Genomic DNA, 21,443 nt, shown 5'->3' with positions numbered 1-21,443 from the left:
GATCACGGGGTGGGGACGATCGGGTTGATGAGGCCGTTCGCGTCGAAGGTCATGCGGTCGACGGCGACCTCGCGGTTGGCGCCGTTGCCGGCGGGCACCGCGAAGCGGTGGTAGGCCACGTGCCACGTGTCGCTGCCCGGCGCCTTGACGACCGAGTGGTGGCCGGGGCCCTTGATGCCGAGGTCCAACCGCTTCTGCAGCACGACGCCGCGCTTGGTCCACGGGCCGAGCGGGGACGTCCCGGTGGCGTAGGCGACCCGGTAGTCCTCGTCGCGGGTGTCGTTCTCCGACCACATGAAGTAGTAGGTCCCGTTGCGCTTGAACACGAACGACGCCTCGCGGTACCCGACCGGGGTGATGTCGCGGACCTCGGCGGGGTCGAAGGACACCATGTCGGCGTTCAGCGGGACGACGTAGGCCGTGCCGTTGCCCCAGTACAAGTAGGACTGGCCGGTGTCGTCGGTGAACACCATCGGGTCGATGGCCTGCCCGGAGTAGGCGCCCGCGCGGATCAGCGGCCTGCCGAGGGCGTCGCGGAACGGACCGGTGGGGGAGTCCGACACCGCGACGCCGAGGTGCTTGCCCGTGTCGCCGGACGCCGCGCCGCCGCTGAAGTACAGGTAGTACCGGCCGTTCTTGGCCACCACGGCGGGCGCCCACGCGGAGTTGTCCGCCCACGACACGTCCGGCCCGTGGTTGAGGATCACACCGTGGTCGGTCCAGTTCACCAGGTCGGTGGAGGAGAACGCCTTGTAGTACGGCGACGCCCAGCCCGCGTAGCCGTCCGTGGTCGGGTAGAGGTAGTACCGGCCGTTGATGTTCGTGATGTGCGGGTCGGCGAACAGACCGGGGATCACCGGACCCCTGGTGGTCTTCGGCGTCCACGGCGCGGTGAGGCGGAACGAGCTGTCGGCGCGGAACGTCGCCGTGTCCTGCGCGACGTCCACCCACAGCTCGAAGTTCCGGTGCCGCACCCGTCGGTCCGGGTGGTTCACGGGCGCGAGGGCTACCGAGCCGGCGACCGACCCGGCGACGGCGCAGAACGTCGCGTCGGCCCGGAACGTCGCGTCACCGGTGTTGGTCTCCAGCCGCACGCGCCAGTCCAGGTGTCGCAGGAACTGGCCGTTGCGGGCCTGGAAGGAGTAGCACGACGGCGAGGCCAGCCCGTTGACCACGGTGAACGTGGCGTCGGACTTCACCTGTGCCGTGCTGCCGGACGTCACGGCGTCCAGCCGGCCCAGGTAGTCCTGGTGCCGGACGTACCGGCCGGGGAAGTTGACCGACTCCAACGACCGCGCGCCGGTCGGCAGCTCGGCCGCGCTCGCGGGCGTCGCGGACAGCAGGAGCGCGGCGAAGGTGGTGAGGCACAGCACCGCGGAAGTGCGCGTTCGCCGACGCATGATCACTCCGATCTCTTCGGGGTGGGTGCGGCCACCCCACGTCGGGACGGGGGAGTGCGTCGATGTGACCGCGGCCACGCGATGTGAACGCTAACAGCCAACGGTGATGATGCTCAAGATGAACTCAGCGTGACGAGGCCGGTGATCCAATTGCGCCGATCGAGCTGCGACGTCAAGGTCTGTTATCGCTCACACGCCACGACGGGCTCAGCGAGGTGCGTACCTGCCGTGAGCTCACCGGGTTACGACGACCACCACGAGAAACCGTCGTCGGCACGCCCCGGCCCGTCCACGGGAGCGTTGTGGACGGGCGCGTCCGCAGGAGCGTTCACGGGAGCGTTGTGCGCGGGGGCGTTCACAGGGGCGTTGCGGACGGGACCGCTTACGGGTGCATTGCGCACAGGGGTCTGCACAGGGGCCTGCACGGGGGCATTGCGCACGGGGGCCTGCACGGGCGCGTTGCGCGCGGGGGCCTGCACAGGAGCGTTGTGCGCGGGACCGTCGGGGAGGGGCCGCCGCTCGGCGTCAACCCGCGCCACGGCCACCGCCTCCGCCACGGTGGCGCACAGCCCCAGCAGCCGGTCCACCTCGCTCATGCGCATCGGCCGCACCACCGTGCGCTGCCCGGCCGCGACGGCGAAGCCGACACCCAGCTCCCTCGCCCGCTCCCGCACCTCGACCAGGACCGCGATGCCCATCGACCCGAGGAACGCCACCCCGGCCAGGTCGACCACCAGCGCCGAGGTGGCGCCGTCGAGGCAGGCGAACAGCTCCTGGCGCACCTGGCGGTACGTGTCGGTGTCGATCTCGCCGTGCACCTCCACGAACGCCACGCCCCGGCGCCGGGCGACCTTCACCGTCACCGCCGCCTGATCGACATTCCCGTCCACGCTGCTCCCTCATCCACCGCGGGCACACACGGGTGTCACGCCGTCCGTTCCGTAGTCACCCGGCACCTGTTACCCAACCCCGGCCCGCTCGACACATCGTCCACCACGGGACGACGATCGGATCGGTCCGCAACGGTCGGGCGCGGGCGGGTCGCGGCGCGCGAGAGTCGACGGCGGAAGGAGGCCTCGTGATCTCGGCACTCAACCGGCTGGTCGACCTGGTCGAGGACCATCTCGTGGAGGAGGTGGACGTCGACGGCCTGGCCAAGGCGCTCGGCACGACCGAGTACCACCTGCGGCGGATGTTCTCGTCGCTGGCCGGCATGCCGCTGTCGGAGTACGTGCGCCGACGCCGCATGACCCTCGCCGCCGCCGACGTGGTGCGCGGCGGGGACGACCTGCTCGGCATCGCGGTGCGGCACGGGTACGGCTCGGCGGAGGCGTTCGGACGCGCCTTCCGGGCGGTCCACGGCGCCGGCCCCGGTGACGTCCGCCGCGACGGAGGCCCCCTTCTCGCACAACCACGCCTCAGGTTCCGCCTGACCGTCGAAGGGAGCACTCCCATGCGCACCCGCCTCGTCGACCGCCCCGCGTTCCGGCTGGTCGGCCACGCGGCCCGCGTCCCGCTGGTCCACCGCGGCGTCAACCCGCACATCCAGCGGCACATCGCCGGCCTGCCGCCGGAGGAGCACGTCCGGCTCAAGGCGCTGGGCGACGCCGAACCGGCCGGCCTGCTGCAGGTCTGCGACGACGTCGACCCGGACGCCCGGGAGGGCAGCGAGCTGACCTACCTGCACGGCGTCGCCGTCTCCGGCGACACCCCGACCCCCGGCGACCTCGACGCCATCGAGGCGCCGGAGGGCACGTGGGCGGTCTTCCGGACCGACGGCCCCTACCCGGACGCCCTGCAGAGCACGTGGGCGGCCACCGCGACCGAGTGGTTCCCGTCCAACCCGTGGCGGCTGCGACCCGGTCCTTCCGTCGTCGCCGTGCTCGACCGCGCCGACGACTTCGGCACCGCCACGTGCGAGCTGTGGCTCCCGGTCGAGCCGGCGTGACCGTCCGTCCGTGAACCGTGACGCGCTGGTTCCGGCCGCCTCCCCGTCATGCGGCGGGGAGGCGGCCGGACCGGGCCGTCCCGTGACCGGCCGGGCTTCCCGTTGCTCCGCCCGTGGCCGTCGCAGGTACCATCTCTCGTGAGGGACGTCGACGACACGCGACGCGACCGTCCCCCTGTTGAGCCCCCGAGCCGCCTCCGGTCACGCCGTGCGGGTGTCGCGTTGTCGCCCTCGTACGCTGCGGCGAGCTCTCCGAACGTCGCTGTGGTGGCACTTCCGGGGAAGTGGTGAGGTAGTAGAGATGCGCAGGTCCGGCCTGGTGGAACACGTGCGCGGATTCGGTCCACACGACCACGTGTGCTGGCGGTACGGCGACGTCCGCGAGTTCCGCGATCGCGCCCGCGAGTTCCTGTCCGAGGGGCTCGCCGCGGGGTACCGCGTCCGCTACACCGGCCCCGGTGACGTCGAGGCGCTGGTCCGCCACCTGGACGGGGTGGCGGGCGTCGACGAGGCGCTGCGGACCGGCGCCGCGCACGTCGACCCGCTGGACGCCTCCTACCCGAGCGGCGCGGTGGTCGACCCCGTCACGCAGGTGCGGGCGTACGCCGAGGCGACCGAGGCCGCCCTGGCCGCCGGGTACGCCGGGTTGCGGGTCGCCGCGGACTGCACGCCGCTGGTGCGCACGCCCGAGCAGCTGGCCGCCTTCGCCCGCTACGAGCACCGGATCGACCACTACATGGCAGACCAGCCGTTCTCGGCGATGTGCGCCTACTCCGGCGCGGAGGTGGACGACCGCGCCTTCGCGCAGGTCGCGTGCATGCACCCCAACTCCAACACGCCGTCCCCCGGCTTCCGGCTGCACGCCGCCGACGACCGGTTCACCGCCCTCGCGGGCGAGCTGGACCCGACCAACGGCGACCTGTTCACCCTGGCGCTCGAACGGGCCGACCTCCGCCCCCGCGGCGGACGGCTGGTGTTCGACGCCACCGACCTCACCTTCGTCGACCACCGCAGCCTGTTGCACCTGTCCGGGCACGCCGCCGACCGGGGCGCGTCCGTCGTGCTGCGCGCGTCCTGGCCGGGCGTGGCGACCCTGGTGGACCTGCTCGACCTCTCCAACGTCCGAGTGGAGCGCGCCGCGTGATGATCACCGAGATCCCGCCGCGGGGTGATTTCGTCCACCCCGCGGTGTTCTACGCCTCCGACGAGGAGTACCTGGACCTGCTCGTGCCCTTCGTCAAGGACGGCGTGGCGTTGGGCCACCCGGTCGCCGCGGCCGTGCCGGGCGACCGGCTGAGGCTGCTGCGCGACGCCCTGGGCGACGTGACGGACGAGGTGCTGCTGCTCGACATGGAGGTCGAGGGCCGCAACCCGGGCCGGATCATCCCCGCCGTGCTGCGCCGGTTCGCCGACAGGCACTCAGGCAAGCACGTCCGGATCATCGGCGAGCCGATCTGGGCCGGGCGCAGCGAGGTCGAGTACCCGGCGTGCGCGCAGCACGAGGCGCTGATCAACCTGGCCTTCGCCGGGCGCGACGTCACCATCGCGTGCCCGTACGACGTCACCGCGCTCGACGAGCACGTGCTGACCGACGCGCTGGCCACCCACCCGTTGGTGTGGGAGACCGGCCGCCACTACGACAGCGACCACTACGCGCCCGACGCCGTCGTGAGCCGGTACAACCTGTCCCTCGACACCGCCGCGACCGCCGCCACGCTGGAGGTCGCGACCACCGCCGACCTGCGCGGGGCCCGCCGGTTCGCCACCGACCAGGGGCAGCACCTCGGGCTGTCCGCCGACCGGGCGGCCGACCTCGCGCTGATCACCACGGAACTGGTGGTCAACAGCCTCCGCCACGGCGGCGGCGCGTGCGTGGTGAGCGTCTGGCAGGACGGCGCCCACCTCGTCTGCACCGTGCGGGACGCCGGCTACCTGGCCGACCCGCTCGCCGGCCGCCGCCCCGCCCCGCCCACTCAGGAAGGCGGCCGCGGCCTGCTGATGATCAACCAGCTGGCGGACCTGGTCCGCGTCCACACCACCCCGCTCGGCACGACCACGCACGCCTTCCTGCGCATCGACGCCTAGGTCGCCGGCGGCCCGCGCGGCCGAGCGCGGGCCAGAGGTGTGGGCCAGGGGGTGTGGCCGGAAGGCGCGGTCAGTGGCGAGGTCAGGGGCGCAGCAGGTAGCCGAGCAGCTTGCGGCGCTCGCCGGCGTTGTCGGGCCGCGGGCTGAACACCGCGTCGAGCAGCGGCAACACCTGGTCGCGGGCCTCGCGGGTGCGCATGACCCGCTTCCACAGCGCCAGGTTGACGGCGTAGCGCCACCTCGGGGTGTCGGCCAGCCGCAGGACGTTGACGACGTTGTCGCGGGTCTTGGCCGGCAGCGCGCTCACGTCCTCGGGCGTGGTGAGCAGCGACTCGGGCAGCACGTCGAGGCCGTGCGCGGTCATGAAGGCGAAGTCGGTCGGCCAGGCCGCGGCCCACAGGTAGTCGACCATCCGGCACCAGCCGCGCAGGAACCTGACCTCCAGGGCCGGCCACGGTCCGCCGTCGACGTCGGCGATCGCGTCGACCACGACGTCCAGGCACGTCTTGTGCGCTTTCCACAGCGCGAGGCGCGCCGGTTCGGGGTCCACCGGCCCGCTGCCGCCCACCAGGGCGAAATAGGCCCGCCAGTCGGCGACCGCCGGCGCGAGCTCGTCCGGCACGGCCCCACCCGACACGTACCGGAAGCGGGAGCGGGTCTGCGGGTCGGCGACCGGCAGGGCCGGGACCACGCCGGCCTCCCCGGCCGCCAGCCACGGGATGACGCTCAGCGTGTAGTTGCCGTAGCCCCACGGCGCGTCCGGGTCGATCCACCCGTCCAACCGGGTGTGCTCGCCGAGCCGACCGGTGCGGAACTGCCACTGGTGCTGGAACATCAGGCCCCACAGCGGGTTGTGCCTGTTGTCGGCCCCGAACCGGTCGGCCGGGTTGGTGTTGTTGATCATCATCCGGTAGGCGGCCATCCGCTGCTCGAAGCGGAACGGGTCGAACGCCTCGGCCAGGTCCTCCGCCGTCGTCCAGACCGGGTACAGGTCCAGGGCCGCCAGCTCGTCGGGGTGGGCCATGACCAGAAGTGTCCGGGAGGTCACCGTCGGTGTCCAACGCAAGCCCGTGTCGTCACAGCACCAGGGCGACCGCCGACAGGCACGCGACGGTGACCAGGACACCGACCGCCCGAGACAGCCGGTCGAGGCCGACCGGGCGGCGCTGTCGTCCGCGGTTGCCCTGCCACACGGCCACGACGGCGACCACCGCGATCAGCACGCCGGGCACCACCCGCACGCCCCACCCCCCGCGGGCCGCCGCGTGGAGCAGGAACATCGAGCACGCCGCCGCGCTGAACGCCGTGCGCCGCCAGGCCAGGTCGGTGCGCTCGGGTTGCAGGCCGGGATCGCGCGGGTCGCTCACCCGAGGACCACCAGGACGCCCGCCGTCACCGTCACGACCAGCACCCCGACCGCGAGCACGATCATCACCCGGCTGGTCGGCAACGGCTGCCCGGCCCGCATCGCCCGCTGCACCGCGCGCCACCGGGGGTAGCTGCTCGCCGCGAGCACGGTGGCCAGCGCGATGCACATCAGCCCGAGCAGCAGCGTCGCGCCGGGGAACGCGAACGGCGGCACCAGCTGCCTCACCGCCACGCCGCCCGCCAGCAGGCCCAGCGCCGTGCGCAACCACGCCAGGAACGTCCGCTCGTTGGCCAACGTGAACCGGTAGTCCGGCTCACGGTCCGCCGACGACCGCTCCGGCTCGCCGCCCATCAGCCCTCCGCGCGTACCAGGGCGACCGCCCTGGTGGCGGCCCACGCGGGCAAGCTAACCGCATCCGGCTCGGCGCGGCGCGTCCCCGACCGGGGAGTGCTCAGGAACGCGCGCCCTCGGCCTCCGGCTGACCCGCGGCAGTGGCGCGGCGGGCGCCGACGAGCAGCAGGACGATCGCCACCAGGAGGATCGGCCACGGCGTCAGGAACAGGATCACGGCGTCGACCACGGTCAGGACGCCGAGCGTCCAGGCGATGAACGGCGGCGGCGTGATGCCCCGGCGGTCCATCCACAGCACGATCAGACCGATGACGACGACCGGCGGGCCGAAGCTGTCGAGGCTGAGCCACAGGGCGCTGTTGGCCGGGCTCATGTCGGCGAGGTCGTCGTGCCACAGCTCCCCGCTGAACCACGCCCCGGCGTGACGCGCGGCCCCCACCACGAACAGCGCCCCGAGCGTGTGCGCGGCGGCGTAGACCACCATGATCCAACCGGCGATCTTGATCATCGGATTGCCCCCGTTGTACGGTCGCGTACAACGGGAGCGTCCCATACTGTGCGGCACCGTACAACCGGATCACCAAACGAGGAGGCCCACCTCATGGGGGCGTTGCGGACACCGCGTGAGATGTGGGTCGAGGAAGGGCTCCGGGCGCTGGCCGCGGGCGGTGTGGACGCGGTGCGCGTCGAGGCGTTGGCCAAGGCGCTCGGCGTGACCAAGGGCGGGTTCTACGGCTACTTCGCCGACCGCGGCGCTCTGCTGACGGAGATGCTGGACGTCTGGGAGCGCGAGAGCACCGACGACGTCCTCGAACGGATCGAGCGGGAGAGCGACGACGTGCTCGACCGGGTCCGGCTGGCCGGGCAGCTCACGTTCTCCGGCGACCGCCTGCTCCCGATCGACCTGGCCATCCGCGACTGGGCCCGCCGCGACCCGGAGGTCGCCGAACGCCTGCGCCGCGTGGACAACCGGCGCATGCAGCTGCTCCGCGACGCCATCGGCACGTTCTGCGCCGACCCCGACGAGGTCGAGGCGCGCAGCCTGCTCGCCTTCTGCATGGCGATCGGCAGCCACTTCCTCGCCGCCGACCACCCCGGGCGCAGTCGCGCCGAGGTGAGGGCGCGCGCCGGCGCCCTCCTCCTCAACCGCGCGCCCGACGAGGCGTGACCGAGTTCGTCGACCGGCGTTGGGGCTCCGCCCCCGCCCGAAAGGGACGAGCGGAGTGTCCTTTCCGGACTTCGCGCCCTTGCGGTCCTGAGTGGACCGCGCGGAGTTCTGAAGCCACCTTGCGCAGTCATTTCAGGGCTGCGGCTACCGGAAAGGGCATCCCGACTCAACTAACGTTCTACGGAGAGTGATCAATCGGTAACGCGGCGGCGGGGTGTCGCGATGTGCCCGGTGTGGGTGCGGCCCGACCTCGCGGGCTGTCCGCTGCCGAGGAGGTTCGGGATGAACGGGATGAAGGTCGCGTCACGGGTTGCCGCCGCCTGCCTGGTGGCGTTCGCGACGCTGTTCGGCGTGGTGTCGACGGCTCACGCGGAGGCCGGGCAGACGTGCCTCGTCAACGAGGTGGTGTCCTTCAGCGAGCCGGTGACGAACACCCCGCGAACCGTCACCGTCACCGTCCGGGGGCAGCTCTTCAACTGCGCCGACGGCTCCGCCGCCACCGGCTCCTACAGCGAGACCGCCACGCTGGCGAACTACAGCTGCACCCAGCTCTTCTACCAGGGCAGCGGCACCCGGACCTTCACCTGGACCGACCCGGCCGCCGCGCCGAGCACCTACTCCTACAACAGGACTTCCAGCCGGGTGGGCGCGAACATCGTGATCCTGCTGCTCGGGTCGATCACCTCGGGGACGTTCGCCGCCGAACCGGCGAAGATGCAGCTGACCGCCCTGAACCCGGACCCGATCAGCTGCGCGACCACTGGGGTCTCTCAATTGACCCTCGTGGGTTCCCTGATCATCGGCCTCTGACCAGCGCCGTCGCGCTTCGGGCACTGATCAACCTCCCTCGATCGGGTGGTGTTAATGGTCACGGAAGTGTGAGCCGCCGCCCGCGGAGGTATGCCTCGTCGGTATGTGCGAGTCCTGATCGGGCACCTCTCGGAGGGAACCTTCTGTGGCTATTTCCGTGAACCTGGACAAGCAGCTGGACAAGGCGTACGAGGAGCTGGAGCTGTCGAAGATCCTCGACGCGCCGGTGGCCGCGCTGGCGGGGGTCAGCGCGGGTGACGCGGAGAAGTTGGCGGCCGCGTTCAACATCAAGACGGTGCGGGACCTCGGCACCAACAAGCAGTTCAAGGTCGCCGCGGCGCTGGTGGCGTTGGAGCAGACCTCCAAGTAGCGACCGATCGCCACGCGGGGCCGGCCGGTTCGGTCGGCCCCGCGTCGGCGTGCCCGCCGCACCTAGTTGACAAATCACCTAGGTGAGTTGTCTACTACTCACCATGGTCCTGTCCCGCCTCATCCTGGGGCTGCTCTCCCTGGCGCCGATGACCGGCTACGACCTCAAGCGGCACTTCGACTCGACCGTGGGCCACTTCTGGGCGGCCGACAAGGCGCAGATCTACCGCACCCTCGCCACCCTCGTCGCCGAGGGCTTCGCGGAGGTCGAGACGGTGGCCGGGTCGGGCGCGCCGGACCGCCAGGAGCACCGCATCACCGCCGCCGGACGGGCGGCGCTCGCCGCGTGGCTCGCGAGCGAGCCGGAGCGCCACGTCGAGCGCGACCCGTTCCTCGCCAGGGTCTTCTTCGGCTCGGGCCTCGACGACGACGCCCTCCGCGCGCTGTTCGCGCGGCGTCGCGAGGAGGTCCGGACGCGGCTGGACGAGTTGGAGCGGACGCGGGCCGGGTTCGCGGCGCGCGATCGCGCCGCCCGGTTGCGCCTCGCCACGCTGGACAACGGCATCGTGCACCTGCGCACCGAGCTGAGGTGGCTCGACGCGGCCGAGGAGGAGATCACGTGAGCGGCTTCCCCGAGGTGCACCGGCCCGACCACGACGCGGTGAACCGCCCGCTGGTGCTGCTGCACGGGGGCAACGTCGCGAACTGGATGTGGGAGCCGCAGCTGGCCGCGCTCACCGACCGCGTGGTGATCACACCGGACCTGCCGGGCTTCGGCGAGCGCGTGCGCGAGGACTGGCGAGGGCTGGACGCGGCGGCCGACGACGTCGTGGCACGGGTGACCGACCACGGCGTGGACGGTCCGTTCGACCTCGTCGGGCTCTCCCTGGGCGCGTTGACCGCGTTGCGCGTCCTGGCGCGGCACCCGGACCGCGTGCGCTCGGGGTTCGTCACCGGCGCGCCGCTCACGCCGGTCGGCCTCGGCGTGCGCCTGATCTGCCGCGTGCAACTGGCCTTCTGGCGGGCGCCGTGGTTCTGGCGCGGCCAGGCGGTGGCGTTCGGGCTCCCGGAGGACGCGCGCGCCCGGTACGTCTCGCACGGCCTGTCGGTGCGCCGCGAAACCATGGCCGCGATGAGCGCCGAGGTGTTCGCGGGCGGCGTTCCGCCGACCCTGCACCGCTACACCGGCCCGCTGCTCGCGATCGCGGGCGAGAAGGAATCCGCGGGTGTGCGCGACTCCCTGGCGTCCATCGCCCAGGCGGCGCCGCAGGCGCGGCTGCGGCTCGCGCCGGGGGTGCACCACATCTGGAACGTCGAGGACGTCGTCCTGTTCAACGACGTGCTGCGCTCCTGGCTGGGCGGAACCGTCGACCCGCGTCTCATCCCGGCGGCTTCGAGGGGTGCCGCCGTGATGCGAACCGGTGCCCGACGGTGACGGGCACGGCGAGGAGCGCCGGTCCGGGTGGGCGACGGCTTGCCGGGAAGGGGGTTCAGCGGAACGAGGGTCGGTGGCACGTCGCCCCGCGGGGAGGCCCTAACGGCCGGTGGCGGTGAGGATGGCCGAGGCGATCGCCTCGTGGCCGGCGGGGGTCGGGTGGACGTCGGTGTGGTCGCAGAAGTACGTCAGCGCGCACACCTTGGCCACCGGGGTGGGGATCTGGCCGTAGGTCGGGTCCTGGGTCATCTCCGTCAACGGCCCGTAGCCGCCGGTGGTGGCGGTGACGTCGACGAACTTCGCGCCGACCTTCTCGTACTCGGACTTGAGGGCGGCGTTGAAGAAGTCGCGGAACAACGACACCGACAGGCGGGCCAGGCCCTGGCCGTTCGGGAACGCCGGGGACACCCACGCGCCCAGGAACACGTCCGGGTAGGTCAGGCTCACGATCGGGGCGTCGCCGGCGGCTTCGCGCAGGGCCGGCAGGGTGGCGGCCAGGTTGGCCCGGACGTCGGCCACGGCCTGGGACGCGCAGCCCAGCGGGTCCTGCGACCGGGCGCACGGCGCCAGGTCGTTGCCGCCGATCACGACGGTCACCAGGCCGACCCGTCCCTGGTGCTCGCGCAGCGTGCGCACGGCGGCGTCGAGCTGGGTGAGGCCGGCGAGGTCGGGCGCGTCCGGACCGCGGTTGCCGGGGGCGCACCCCGGTTCCGCCCTCAGCTGCGCGGACGTCGCGCCGCTGCACGCCAGGTTGATCAGCCGCAGGTCCGACCGCTCGGCGACGAGGTAGGCGAACCCGTCGCGGCCGGTGCCCGCGGGCACGTTCGCCGGCCGGTAGCCCGTGGCGTAGGAGTCGCCCAACGACACGTGCACGCGCTGGGCGGGCGGTTCGCCCGTGGCGGACGACGGCGCGGGTGGAGGCGCAGTCGGCGCTCCGGTGCACGCTCCGAGGGCCACCGCCAGCGCCCCGACCAGTGCGAACCGCCGAAGTCCCGGCACGGTGACCCCTTCCCGCCGTCGTGATCCCCGCGGTCCAGGCTACAGCGGGCGGCAGCGGATCACCGGACGTCCACTGTGGACGGACCGCCGCATCCCCGTCCGTGCCCGCGGCGACGCGGGGTGTCGCCGAAGCTGACGGCAGGCCTGCCGCGACGCGTCACCGCACGACCGGCAGGCGCACGGTGACGTCGCGCAGCACCATCGCGCCCGGCGTGCGGCTCCCGTGCAGGACGAACATGTCCGAGACCGGGCTCACGGTGAGGAAGAGCGACTGACCCGCCGGGACGGTGGCGGCGACGGACGGCAGTTCGATCGTCCGGCGGGCGGCCAGGTTCAGGCCCTCCTCGCGGTGGGGGAGGACGTTGTTCTGGATCACCTTCGCGTCCAGCGGGGACGTGCCGACGCTCAGCGCGAAGAACGCGCGGCTGTCCAGGCCGAGCGCGGTGACCACGGCGTTCAGCGTCGGCGAGCCCGCGACGGTGAGGGGGCCGTCCGCGATCTTGACCGCCTGCGGCACGCCGACGGCCGCGGTGGTGGCGATGTCCGGCAGGGCGGCGGTCGTGTTCGGCGCCACGGAGTCCACGGTGACGCAACCGCCCTCGGCGGTCATCAGGTGGTAGCGGCCGTGGCCGGTCAGCGTGCGCGGCGCGCCCAGCAGGTTCTCCGCGAGGAAGCGCAGTTCCAGCTCGTGGTAACCGGCGCCGCCCAGCCGGGCGGAGCAGGCGTCGCCGGCCACCGCGTGCCCGGCGGGCAGGACGCTCGGCAGGGCGTGGCCGCCGTTGTAGCCGACCAGCAGGCTCTTCGCGCGGGCGCGGGAGGTCAGCGCGCGGTCGAAGTTGTCGATCGCCTGGTCCAGCGGGAACAGGTTGTCGCTGACGCCCTGGCGCAGCAGCACGGGGACGTCCAGCCGGCGTCCGGCGGCGACGTGGTGCGCGGGGCCGTTGTCGCGGAAGAACTCGTCCATCGCGGCCGGCCAGTCGCCGGTGACCAGCCCTTCGGCGTAGCCGGCGGTGACCGTCGACGTGTGCGCGGTCGGCGCGGCGGCGAACAGTGCGGTCACCCACGTCGTGCGGACGACCTCGCGCGGGGCGAGGCTGTCGTTGAGCGAGTGCCACGTGATCTGCGGTGCGAGCGCGTCGAACCGGGTCCGGCCGGTCTTCATGATCTCGGTGAACGCGCCGGCGAACTGGTAGCCGCCGCCGTAGGAGCCGCCGATCGCGCCGAGGACCGGGTCGTCCGGCCCGGTCTCGCGCACCCAGTCCAGCGACGCGACGTGGTCGATCACCCGGATGACGTCCTCGCCCTCGAACGCCGGATCCTCCACGTGCGCCTTGCCGCCGCTCTCGCCGAACCCGCGCTGGTCGATGCTGACCACCCCGAACCCGGCGTCGAGGTACCGCTGGAACGAGCCGGGCGCGGACGTGCGCGTGCCGCCCCAGCCGTGGCTGTGCAGCAGCACCGGCACCCGGTTGTCCCGCGAGGCGGCGGCGGGCTTGAACACGCTGACGCAGATCTCCACCGGGCCCGGCTCCAGCGGATCGGTCTCCGGCACGCTCGCGACGCAGGTGTTCACCGGCGCGGGGTGGTCGGCGCTCGCCGCGGTCGGAGCGGTCACGGCGGCCAGCGCCGTCGCCAGCGAGACGGCCGCCGCGGCGAGTGCGGTCTTCCTGCGCATCGGGTTCCTCCGGTCGTCGGCGTGCGGGGCAGGCAGCCGATCTAACGACGGAGCCCGCGGATCGTTGCTCCGCTCGCCCCACGACGGCCGTGCGGCCCTCCGGCCGCACGAGCAGTGACGTCGAGGGGGCCGACTCGGTGATGTGTCAGGACGTGAGGGCCTGGGTGATCACGTCCAGCGCCGGTCGCGGCGGGGTCGGCAGGAGTCCGGCCAGGTCACCGCCGGTGGCGTCCAGCAGACCCGCGCCGATGTTGGCGAACATCGAGAGCGTGTGCGCCACCTGGTACGGCTCCAGCCTGGCGGCGACGAGCGCGGGACGGGTCCGCGCAAGCGACGCGGGCTCGTAGGCGACGGGGCGGCCGAGGGACCGGGTGAGGGCCGCGGCGATGTCGTCCCCGCCGACGGCGGTGGCTCCGACCAGGTCGTACGTGCGCCCGGCGTGCCGGCCGGGCCGTCCGGCGGACAGGTCGGCCCACGTCTCCGCCGCGACGCGGGCCGCCACGTCGGCGAGGTCTTCCCTGGCCACGACCGACACCCGGCCCCGTCCCAGGGGCGCGGTGAACACGCCGGTGGCGGCGGCGGGTCCGGCGGCGTCGAGCGCCAGGCCGGCCGGGATCTCCGCGTACAGGCCGTTGCGCAGCACGGTGACGTCGAACGGGGCCGCGGCGAGCCGGGCCTCGGTCCAGCGGTGGGCCAGGGCGATGCTCAGTTGGTCACCCGAACCGGTGAGGCTGGTGTAGATCACGTGCCGGACGCCCGCCGCCGCGGCCGCGTCGACCACGGCGCCGTGGCGGGCCAGGACCACGTCGTCCTCGGCGTACCCGGCGGAGACGAACACGAGCACCCGGACGTCGCCGAAACCGCCGACCAGGGTCGACGGGTCGTCGAAGTCGATCCGGCGGGCCGTGCCGACGGCCGCGCGGGTGCCCGCCACGACGTCGAGGCCGGCGGCGACGAGCCGGTCGTGGACCAGACCGCCGAGCGCGCCCGAGAAACCGGTCACCAAGATCATGGAATACCCCTTGAATCGTCTGGGTTGGACGACCACAGGGTCGTGATCACGGGCCGGGACCGTAAGGGGGCACTACCGTGTCTGTCGCGCACACCGGGGTAACCCCGCAGGTCGGCGGTGCCGAGCCGGTCGGGCCGTGTGGCGAGGACGACTGCGGCGTCCGCGACGTCCTCGACCGGCTCGGCGACAAGTGGACGGTGCTGGTCGTCGTGGAGCTGGCCAAGGGCACCCGCCGCTACCGCGAGCTCCAGCGGGCGATCCCCGGCATCTCGCAGCGGATGCTCACCGTGACCACGCGCCGGCTCTGGCGCGACGGCTTGGTCGAGCGGACGGTGCACCCGACCATCCCGCCGCAGGTGGAGTACGCGCTCACCGACGTCGGCCGCAGCCTCGCGGTGACGATCGCCGGCCTCGCCGACTGGTCCCGCGACCACAAGGACGCCATGGACGCGGCGCGGCGGCGGTGGGACGCCGAGCACCCCGACGAGACCGGCCGCTGACCTGTCCGCCGGTCGCCCGGGGCGGCCGTGCCATGCTGGGGCGGGCAACGCATCCGGGGGTGTGCATGGCGTCGAAGCGCAAGGGCGGTATCGCCCCGTACGTGGCCCTGCTGCTGGCCGTGATCATCTTCGTGCCGGCGGTGCGCGAGGTCGTCGCCGACCTGCTCGGACCGCTGGTCGACCTGCTCGGGGACGTCAACCCGTTCGGCGGGTGAGCCCACCGCTCCGCCGGGCGTAGCGCGGTGCCGGGCGAGGCGCGTTCAGTCCGGCGCCGGAGCCTGCCGAAGCGGTGCACCGGCCCGCGGCACGCTGGACCGGGTGATCGAGGGCGCTCGCCGAACCCCTCCCCGCCGGGACGCCCGCCGTCACCGGCGACCGCCAGGCGGGGTGACGCCTGTTCGACGCGGTGCGGCTCCCGGCGTTCTGACCGGCGGCCCGGTCGACGGGCCACCGGCCGGCGCTCCCGCGGCGGCGTGCAACGGATCGGCGCGCCGGATGCGTTGGGGGGTTGGCCTGTTCGACCTGTCGCAGGAGTGTCAGTGACCTTCGAGGAGTTCGTCGCCCTACGGCTCGGTGCGCTGATCCGGTACGCCACCGTCGTGACGTGGGACCGGTACCTGGCCGAGGACATCACGCAGGACGTCCTCGTCCGAGCGCAAGCCAGGTGGTCGAGGATCGGGAAGCTCGACGCGCCGGAGCAGTACGTCAAGCGCATGGTGCTCAACGAGTTCCTGTCGTGGCGACGGCGCAAGGCGGCGCAACTGGTGCTGCTGCCGAAGGAGACCTTGGAGGGCGTGGCGCCCCACGTCCCCGACCGCACCAACGCCGTCGACGACCGCGACCTCACGCGCCGGCTCATCGCGGGGCTGCCGCCGAAGCAGCGGGCGGCGATCGCGCTGCGGTACTACGAGGACCTGTCCGACGAGCAGATCGCCGACTTGCTCGGCTGCCGAACCGGAACCGTCCGCAGTTATCTCTCACGAGGGCTGGCCGCGCTGCGCGCCGCGCTGCCCGCCGATCGGGTCAGGATCTAGAGGAGTGCAGGTGAACAACGACATCGAAGACCTGGTCCGGGACGCCGTGCGCCGCCAGGAAGAGCTGGCCGTGGACCCGGACCGCGTCCGGGCCGCGCTGCCCGCGCGTGCCGCCCGCCAGACCCGCGCGCACCGCACCAGGGCGATCGCCGTCGCCGCCGCGGCCTTCGTGGCGGTCGCCGTCGCCGTGCCGGTCGTCGTCCTGCGGGACTCCGGGAGTGACGCCGGGCCGGCCGCGTCGCTCAGCACGCCGCCCACCACCGTGCCGACGGCCGGTGCCGCGCCCCCGCCGGACTCGGCGACGTTCCCGTTGCGCTACCGGCCGACCTGGCTGCCGCCGGGGGTGTCCGAGCGGTCCCGCAGCGTCCCGCTCACGAGCGGACCCGACGCCAAGGCGAGCACGGTGCGGATCTGGCAGCCCCCGTCGGCGGGGGAGGAGAACCTGGGCCTGTACGCCTACGCCTCGCCCGAGGGCAGCGAGCCGAAGGCCCCGCCCGTGGTGAACCCCGGAAGCGGCGCTGTGGTGCGCGACCGCGAGGTCGACATCAACGGCAAGCCCGGCCGCTACGACGGCGACGCCACCGTGACGTGGCGGGTCGACGCGAACACCAAGCTCATGCTCGTCGCGCCGGGGCTGGGGCTGTCCGAGGAGGACCTGCTCCGCGTCGCCCGCTCGGTCGAGCCGGACGACGCGCGGGTGCACGTGCCGCTGCGCACCGGTCCGCTGCCGGCCGGCGTGGTCACGCACTTCGCGAACGTGGAGGGCACGTCGCCGACCTCCTGGGAGGCGAGCGTCTTCGCGGACCGGCCGTTCGACGCCTACGTCCACGTGGAGGTCGCCACGCTGGACCGCGGCGCCGACGCCGGCGGCGAGACCGTCACCGTCCGCGGGCGCACCGGCCACCTGGCCACACCCGTCGGCGACACGTCCACGCAGGCGGGGTACCGGACCGACTGGGTGCTCACGGTCGACCTCGGTGACGGTCGCCGGCTCACCGTGCGGGCGGGGTCGGGGTTGGGGGCGGCGGGTCCGGCGCTGACGCGGGCAGAGGTGATCGCGATCGCCGAGCAGGCCGAAGTGGACGCGAACCCCGATCTGGGCTGGCTCGGCGGCTGAGGACCGGCGGGGTCCGCCGAACGGCCCGAGGCCAGGTCGACGTCCGCCCGTCGACCTGGTCTCACCCGTCCCCGCGGGTCAGCCGAGCCGACCCGGTTGGCCCGAGTGGCCCGAGTGGTCCGGTTGGCCGAGTTGGCCGACCAGCACCCGCAACGCCGAGCGGACGTGCTCCTCGGCGAAGGTCGTCACCGCCTCGGGGTCGCCGACCTCCAGCAGGCGCACGAGTTCCCGGTGCTCGTCCACCACCACGGCGCGGTAGCCGTGGTAGCCGAGCCGGATGCGGGTCAGCTGGAACAGGTACACCTGGGAGCGCACGGCGTGCCACGCCTCGAGGAGGCGGCGGTTGCCGGCGGCCTGGTAGACGGTGTCGTGGAACTCGACGTCCAGCGCGAGCAGCTCGTCGCTCGGGGCGCTGGCGGCGAGGCGTCGCGACATGGCGTCGACCAGCTCGCCCAGGGCGTCGAGGTCGACGCGGCCGACGGCGCTGCGGGAGGCCAGCCCTTCGAGCGCGGCCCGGACCGAGTAGACCTCTTCCGCGTCCTGCGCGGTCAGGTCGATGACGCGCGTGCCGCGGTGCCAGGCGCTGCGCACCAAGCCCTCCCGCTCCAGCACGGCGAGGCCCTCGCGGACCGAGCCGCGGCTGACGTCGAGGGACGCGGCCAGCTCGACCTCGCGCACCGGCGAGCCGGGCGGGAACACCCCGGCGAAGATCGCTTCCCTGATCCGGTCGGCCGCCTCGTCCGCGAGTCCCCGCCGGTCGGCCTTGCGCAGCTGCATGATGTCGAATGTTGACATCGGCGCGGTCCGGTGGTCAAGGTGAGGGCATGAGACCCGGCTTCCACCTCGCGATCCCCGTCGACGACCTGCCCGCGGCACGCGCGTTCTACGGCGGCGTGCTCAACCTCGAAGAGGGACGTTCCGCCGACGCGTGGGTCGACTGGAACTTCTACGGCCACCAGGTCGTCACGCACGTCGTGCCCGGCGCGCGCGGCGACTCCGGCCACAACCCGGTCGACGGCCACGACGTGCCGGTGCCGCACTTCGGGCTGATCCTGCCGATCCCCGAGTTCCACGCGCTGGCCGACCGGCTGCGCGCCGCCGGCACGGAGTTCGTGGTCGAGCCGTACCTGCGGTTCGCGGGCGAGCCGGGGGAGCAGTGGACGATGTTCTTCCGCGACCCCGCCGGGAACGCGTTGGAGTTCAAGGCTTTCCGCGACGAGTCGCAGGTGTTCGCGAAGTGAGCCGCGGGGTTCTGGTCACCGGCGGCAGCCGGGGCATCGGGGCGGCGATCGCCGACGCGTTCCGCGACCTCGGTGACCGGGTGGTGGCGCTGTCGTCGGCCGACGCCGACCTGGCCGACCCGGACGCCGTCGCGCGCGTGGTCGACTCGGCCGCCGACACCCTCGGCGCGATCGACGTCCTGGTCAACAACGCCGGGCTGGTGGAGCTGGGGTCGTTCGCCGACACCACGTACGAGGAGTGGCAGTCGTTGTGGCGCCGCACGTTCGACGTGAACGTGTTCGGGGCCGCCAACATGTCCTACCGCGTCGCGCGGCACATGGTCGAGCGGGGCGTGCGCGGGCGGATCGTGAACGTCGGCTCGCGCGGCGCTTTCCGCGGCGAACCGGCCATGCCGGCCTACGGCGCGAGCAAGGCGGCGCTGCACTCGATGGGGCAGTCGCTCGCCGTTTCCCTTGCACCGCACGGGATCGCGGTCGCGTCGGTGGCGCCCGGCTTCGTCGCGACCGAGCGGGTGGCCCACATGGTGACCGACGACGTCCGCGCGCAGAGCCCGTTCGGCCGGGTCGCGAAGCCCGAGGAAGTCGCCGCCGCCGTGGTCTACCTCGCCTCGGCGGAGGCGGAATGGGCGTCGGGCGCGGTGCTGGACCTCAACGGCGCGTCCTACTTGCGGACGTAGTGCCGTCGCCGGTTCACGGTGCGCGCCGGCCGACTCGCAATGCGAATGCGGGAAATCGAGTGTCCGGCCGGCCGGCCGCCCGGCGAGAGTCGCGCCGGCCGCACTCGGCGGACCGGGACGGGGTGCCGGCCGAATGGCCGACAGCGGCCCGTCCCGGCCCGACGGCACCATTAGGCGTCCGTATTGTGGAAGGTGAATAATTGAGCGCTGTTCGCCTATTCGCGCTCATCTCATGGTGACCACGGCTTTTCCACCCGACAGGCCGCGGTCGCGCACGAGTCGCAGCACGTCGGCCAGGCGCGACCAGTCCGCGGTGTGCCCCGGCTCGGCCCGCACCCGGCCCGCGGCCACCAGGTCGACCAGCACTTCGAGGTCCGCGCCGTCCGGCTCGGTGTTCAGCCCCGGCCCGAAGCTGTGCACGCGCGCGCCGCCGCCACCGGCGAGGTCGTGCACGTCCACCGGCGTCTTCTCGCCCGAGCTGCTGCCCAGCAGCACCACCGTCCCGCCCGGCGCGACCTGCGACAACGCGGCTGCCAGCACCCGGCCGCCGACCGACTCCAGCACCAGGTCGAACGGCGCGCCGGCGTCCTCCACGCACTCGACCACCTCGGTCGCGCCGAGCGACTTCAGCTCCTTCTCCACCTGCTCGGCCCGGGTGGTCACGGCGCTGACCTCGGCGCCGGACAGGGCGGCGAACTGGAGGTGGAACCGCCCCACGCCGCCGTTCGCGCCGGTCACGAGCACGCGTCGGCCGAGCAGGCTCCCGCCGAGCCGGAGGCTGCGCAACGCGGCCAGGCCGGCCGTCGGCAGTGCCGCGGCCTGCTCCATCGTCACCGAGTGCGGCAGCTCCACCAGCCGTGACGCGTCGACCGCGACCGACTCCGACCAGCCGCCGCCGTCCACCAGTCCGACGACCCGCGCCCCGCGCCGCGGACCCGTGCCGTCCGGCGCGCTGCGCGTGACGACCCCGGCGACGTCACGGCCCGGCCGCCACCCGTGCGGCTGAATGGCGAGCATGCGCAATTCGTCCCGGTTCACGGAGGACGCGTATACGGAGACAATCGCCTGTCTCTCGGTTTGCGCCGGCTGCCCCACCTGGACGAAGGACACCGGCTCGTCGTCGCCCGGGGTGGCGATCACAGCATGCATTGCGACTTGCCAATCTGTAGCAGAGGAGTGGTGTCCGACATTCCAGCTCACATTGACGTTTTCGCCAAGTGGCAATACGTTAACCATGCGATCACCGATCGTTATGACCGCCGCACGGGGGTTAGAGAATCGTGGAACTGCGACAGGTCCAGTACTTCGTCACGCTCGCGGAGGAGTTGCACTTCGGCCGAGCGGCGCAACGATTGTACGTGGTGCAGCCGGCGGTGAGTCAGCAGATCCAACGATTGGAGCGCGAACTCGCGGTCGAGCTATTCGACCGCAGTCGGCGGCAGGTCGTCCTGACCCGGGCGGGCGAGCGTTTCCTGCCCGAGGCGCGCGCCGTGCTGGCGTCGGTGAAACGCGCGGTGGACGCCGTGGCGTGCACCGCCGCGCCCGAGTCGCCCACCCTGCGGCTCGGCACGACCGAGGCGCTGGGGTGGCGGCTGGAGGACGTCCTCGCCCGCTTGCAGGAGGCCGAGCCGCTGGTGCGCGTCAACCTGGTGAGCGTCCCGTGCTGGGCGCGGCTGGACCGGGTGCGCGACGAGCGGCTGGACGCGGCGCTGGTGCGCCTGGTCAAGAGCGCCAAGGGGTTGCGGCTCGTCCCGGTGTGGCGGGAGCGGCTGGCGGCGGTCGTGCCGGCGGACCACGAGCTGGCCGGTCCGTCCGAACTGGACCTCAGCCTGCTGGCGGACCTGCCGCTGCGACTGGTGCCGCGCGAGCGGAACCCGAAGCTCGTCGACTTCGTCGTCAACGCCTGCCGGCGCTCGGGGTTCGAGCCGAAGCTCGGCGCGCCGTTCACCACCCTCCAGGACACGTTCGCGGAGATCGGGGTGGGCGATCCGTCGTGGACGGTGGTCTACGAGGGCGTGGCGGACACCGTCGTGCCGCGCCGGGTGGCCTTCCGCAGGTTGGCCGACCCCCACGTGGAGATCACCACCTCGCTCGCCGTGCGCACCATGACACCGCTGTTGGAACAGCTCGCCGAAGCCTGCCTCGCGGCGGGGGAGGACCGCTGAGCCGGCGGGGGACGGGCCCGCCTGCCGCCGCGGCGCCCGTCGCCGTGCGCGCACCGGGACGTCGGCGGTGGGGGCGGTTGCCGGCGTA

At 73.1% G+C, this 21,443-nt stretch carries 26 protein-coding genes; 15 read left to right on the top strand and 11 right to left on the bottom strand.

What is annotated here, in order from left to right; genetic code table 11:
- Positions 1-2: 2 nt before the first annotated feature.
- Positions 3-1,400: a family 43 glycosylhydrolase gene (locus ACFQ3T_RS16550; protein ID WP_380724163.1), complete on the bottom strand. Its 1,398-nt coding sequence runs from the start codon at positions 1,398-1,400 to the stop codon at positions 3-5.
- 242 nt (positions 1,401-1,642) lie between these two features.
- A complete protein-coding gene (locus ACFQ3T_RS16545; protein WP_380724162.1) occupies positions 1,643-2,290 on the bottom strand; it encodes an STAS domain-containing protein in 648 nt (215 codons plus the stop codon).
- Between the two features lie 188 nt (positions 2,291-2,478).
- Between ACFQ3T_RS16545 and ACFQ3T_RS16540 the strand changes: the two genes are divergently transcribed.
- The 3 genes from ACFQ3T_RS16540 (at position 2,479) to ACFQ3T_RS16530 (ending at position 5,433) form a co-directional block, all read left to right on the top strand.
- A complete protein-coding gene (locus tag ACFQ3T_RS16540; protein WP_380724161.1) occupies positions 2,479-3,348 on the top strand; it encodes an AraC family transcriptional regulator in 870 nt (289 codons plus the stop codon).
- 301 nt (positions 3,349-3,649) lie between these two features.
- Positions 3,650-4,492, top strand: a complete 843-nt coding sequence (locus tag ACFQ3T_RS16535) for an MEDS domain-containing protein (RefSeq protein WP_380724160.1) — start codon at positions 3,650-3,652, stop codon at positions 4,490-4,492.
- Positions 4,492-5,433: an anti-sigma factor RsbA family regulatory protein gene (locus tag ACFQ3T_RS16530; RefSeq protein ID WP_380724159.1), complete on the top strand. Its 942-nt coding sequence runs from the start codon at positions 4,492-4,494 to the stop codon at positions 5,431-5,433. Before ACFQ3T_RS16535 ends, ACFQ3T_RS16530 begins: the two co-directional genes overlap by 1 nt.
- A gap of 82 nt (positions 5,434-5,515) precedes the next feature.
- Here ACFQ3T_RS16530 and ACFQ3T_RS16525 read toward each other — a convergent pair whose 3' ends face one another.
- From ACFQ3T_RS16525 to ACFQ3T_RS16510, 4 genes are all read right to left on the bottom strand, one after another.
- The gene (locus tag ACFQ3T_RS16525) at positions 5,516-6,457 is read right to left on the bottom strand and encodes a Leg1-related protein (protein WP_380724158.1); all 942 of its coding nucleotides are present in this window, start codon (positions 6,455-6,457) and stop codon (positions 5,516-5,518) included.
- Positions 6,458-6,509: 52 nt separating this feature from the next.
- Positions 6,510-6,800 carry a DUF202 domain-containing protein gene (locus ACFQ3T_RS16520; RefSeq protein ID WP_380724157.1) on the bottom strand — a complete coding sequence of 97 codons (291 nt, stop codon included), beginning with the start codon at positions 6,798-6,800 and terminating at the stop codon, positions 6,510-6,512.
- Entirely contained in the window at positions 6,797-7,153 is a 357-nt protein-coding gene (locus ACFQ3T_RS16515; RefSeq protein WP_380724156.1) for a YidH family protein, read from the bottom strand. The genes ACFQ3T_RS16520 and ACFQ3T_RS16515 overlap by 4 nt, the downstream gene beginning before the upstream one ends.
- A gap of 100 nt (positions 7,154-7,253) precedes the next feature.
- A complete protein-coding gene (locus ACFQ3T_RS16510) occupies positions 7,254-7,661 on the bottom strand; it encodes a hypothetical protein (RefSeq protein WP_380724155.1) in 408 nt (135 codons plus the stop codon).
- A 93-nt stretch (positions 7,662-7,754) separates the two neighbouring features.
- On the opposite strand from ACFQ3T_RS16510, the gene ACFQ3T_RS16505 reads away from it, so the two are divergent.
- The 5 genes from ACFQ3T_RS16505 (at position 7,755) to ACFQ3T_RS16485 (ending at position 10,935) form a co-directional block, all read left to right on the top strand.
- On the top strand, positions 7,755-8,321 hold the full coding sequence (locus ACFQ3T_RS16505; protein WP_380724154.1) for a TetR family transcriptional regulator: 567 nt from the start codon (positions 7,755-7,757) through the stop codon (positions 8,319-8,321).
- A gap of 282 nt (positions 8,322-8,603) precedes the next feature.
- Positions 8,604-9,131 carry a hypothetical protein gene (locus tag ACFQ3T_RS16500; RefSeq protein WP_380724153.1) on the top strand — a complete coding sequence of 176 codons (528 nt, stop codon included), beginning with the start codon at positions 8,604-8,606 and terminating at the stop codon, positions 9,129-9,131.
- A 145-nt stretch (positions 9,132-9,276) separates the two neighbouring features.
- Positions 9,277-9,501: a hypothetical protein gene (locus ACFQ3T_RS16495; RefSeq protein WP_380724152.1), complete on the top strand. Its 225-nt coding sequence runs from the start codon at positions 9,277-9,279 to the stop codon at positions 9,499-9,501.
- A 103-nt stretch (positions 9,502-9,604) separates the two neighbouring features.
- Positions 9,605-10,123 (top strand): PadR family transcriptional regulator, encoded by a 519-nt coding sequence (locus ACFQ3T_RS16490; RefSeq protein ID WP_380724151.1) that lies wholly within the window; start codon positions 9,605-9,607, stop codon positions 10,121-10,123.
- Complete coding sequence (locus tag ACFQ3T_RS16485) at positions 10,120-10,935, top strand: alpha/beta fold hydrolase (protein ID WP_380724150.1); 816 nt, start codon at positions 10,120-10,122, stop codon at positions 10,933-10,935. Before ACFQ3T_RS16490 ends, ACFQ3T_RS16485 begins: the two co-directional genes overlap by 4 nt.
- Positions 10,936-11,034: 99 nt before the next feature.
- Here ACFQ3T_RS16485 and ACFQ3T_RS16480 read toward each other — a convergent pair whose 3' ends face one another.
- The 3 genes from ACFQ3T_RS16480 to ACFQ3T_RS16470 form a co-directional block, all read right to left on the bottom strand.
- Positions 11,035-11,802 (bottom strand): SGNH/GDSL hydrolase family protein, encoded by a 768-nt coding sequence (locus tag ACFQ3T_RS16480; RefSeq protein ID WP_380724149.1) that lies wholly within the window; start codon positions 11,800-11,802, stop codon positions 11,035-11,037.
- Between the two features lie 289 nt (positions 11,803-12,091).
- The gene (locus ACFQ3T_RS16475) at positions 12,092-13,609 is read right to left on the bottom strand and encodes an alpha/beta fold hydrolase (protein ID WP_380724148.1); all 1,518 of its coding nucleotides are present in this window, start codon (positions 13,607-13,609) and stop codon (positions 12,092-12,094) included.
- A gap of 145 nt (positions 13,610-13,754) precedes the next feature.
- Positions 13,755-14,621: a Rossmann-fold NAD(P)-binding domain-containing protein gene (locus tag ACFQ3T_RS16470; RefSeq protein WP_380724147.1), complete on the bottom strand. Its 867-nt coding sequence runs from the start codon at positions 14,619-14,621 to the stop codon at positions 13,755-13,757.
- Between the two features lie 77 nt (positions 14,622-14,698).
- On the opposite strand from ACFQ3T_RS16470, the gene ACFQ3T_RS16465 reads away from it, so the two are divergent.
- The 4 genes from ACFQ3T_RS16465 to ACFQ3T_RS16450 all read left to right on the top strand — a co-directional run bounded on the left by ACFQ3T_RS16465 (position 14,699) and on the right by ACFQ3T_RS16450 (position 17,272).
- The gene (locus ACFQ3T_RS16465) at positions 14,699-15,121 is read left to right on the top strand and encodes a winged helix-turn-helix transcriptional regulator (RefSeq protein WP_380724146.1); all 423 of its coding nucleotides are present in this window, start codon (positions 14,699-14,701) and stop codon (positions 15,119-15,121) included.
- A 65-nt stretch (positions 15,122-15,186) separates the two neighbouring features.
- The gene (locus ACFQ3T_RS16460) at positions 15,187-15,336 is read left to right on the top strand and encodes a hypothetical protein (RefSeq protein ID WP_380724145.1); all 150 of its coding nucleotides are present in this window, start codon (positions 15,187-15,189) and stop codon (positions 15,334-15,336) included.
- 318 nt (positions 15,337-15,654) lie between these two features.
- A complete protein-coding gene (locus ACFQ3T_RS16455; RefSeq protein ID WP_380724144.1) occupies positions 15,655-16,155 on the top strand; it encodes a SigE family RNA polymerase sigma factor in 501 nt (166 codons plus the stop codon).
- A gap of 10 nt (positions 16,156-16,165) precedes the next feature.
- A complete protein-coding gene (locus tag ACFQ3T_RS16450) occupies positions 16,166-17,272 on the top strand; it encodes a hypothetical protein (protein ID WP_380724143.1) in 1,107 nt (368 codons plus the stop codon).
- A 78-nt stretch (positions 17,273-17,350) separates the two neighbouring features.
- Here the strand turns inward: ACFQ3T_RS16450 and ACFQ3T_RS16445 are convergent, their stop codons facing one another.
- Complete coding sequence (locus ACFQ3T_RS16445; protein WP_380724142.1) at positions 17,351-18,049, bottom strand: GntR family transcriptional regulator; 699 nt, start codon at positions 18,047-18,049, stop codon at positions 17,351-17,353.
- A 47-nt stretch (positions 18,050-18,096) separates the two neighbouring features.
- Between ACFQ3T_RS16445 and ACFQ3T_RS16440 the strand changes: the two genes are divergently transcribed.
- Positions 18,097-18,513, top strand: coding sequence for a VOC family protein (locus ACFQ3T_RS16440; protein WP_380724141.1), 417 nt, complete (start codon positions 18,097-18,099; stop codon positions 18,511-18,513).
- The gene (locus tag ACFQ3T_RS16435) at positions 18,510-19,190 is read left to right on the top strand and encodes an SDR family NAD(P)-dependent oxidoreductase (protein WP_380724140.1); all 681 of its coding nucleotides are present in this window, start codon (positions 18,510-18,512) and stop codon (positions 19,188-19,190) included. The genes ACFQ3T_RS16440 and ACFQ3T_RS16435 overlap by 4 nt, the downstream gene beginning before the upstream one ends.
- A gap of 225 nt (positions 19,191-19,415) precedes the next feature.
- Here ACFQ3T_RS16435 and ACFQ3T_RS16430 read toward each other — a convergent pair whose 3' ends face one another.
- The gene (locus ACFQ3T_RS16430; RefSeq protein WP_380724139.1) at positions 19,416-20,339 is read right to left on the bottom strand and encodes a zinc-binding dehydrogenase; all 924 of its coding nucleotides are present in this window, start codon (positions 20,337-20,339) and stop codon (positions 19,416-19,418) included.
- 131 nt (positions 20,340-20,470) lie between these two features.
- On the opposite strand from ACFQ3T_RS16430, the gene ACFQ3T_RS16425 reads away from it, so the two are divergent.
- Positions 20,471-21,355, top strand: a complete 885-nt coding sequence (locus tag ACFQ3T_RS16425; RefSeq protein ID WP_380724138.1) for a LysR family transcriptional regulator — start codon at positions 20,471-20,473, stop codon at positions 21,353-21,355.
- Positions 21,356-21,443 lie beyond the last annotated feature (88 nt).

Origin of the sequence: Saccharothrix hoggarensis, from assembly GCF_042678885.1 — a bacterium.
Classification (GTDB): Bacteria; Actinomycetota; Actinomycetes; order Mycobacteriales; family Pseudonocardiaceae; genus Actinosynnema; species Actinosynnema hoggarensis.
The sequence above is the reverse complement of the archived record's forward strand: the minus strand, read 5'-3'. Positions and strand labels throughout refer to the sequence as shown.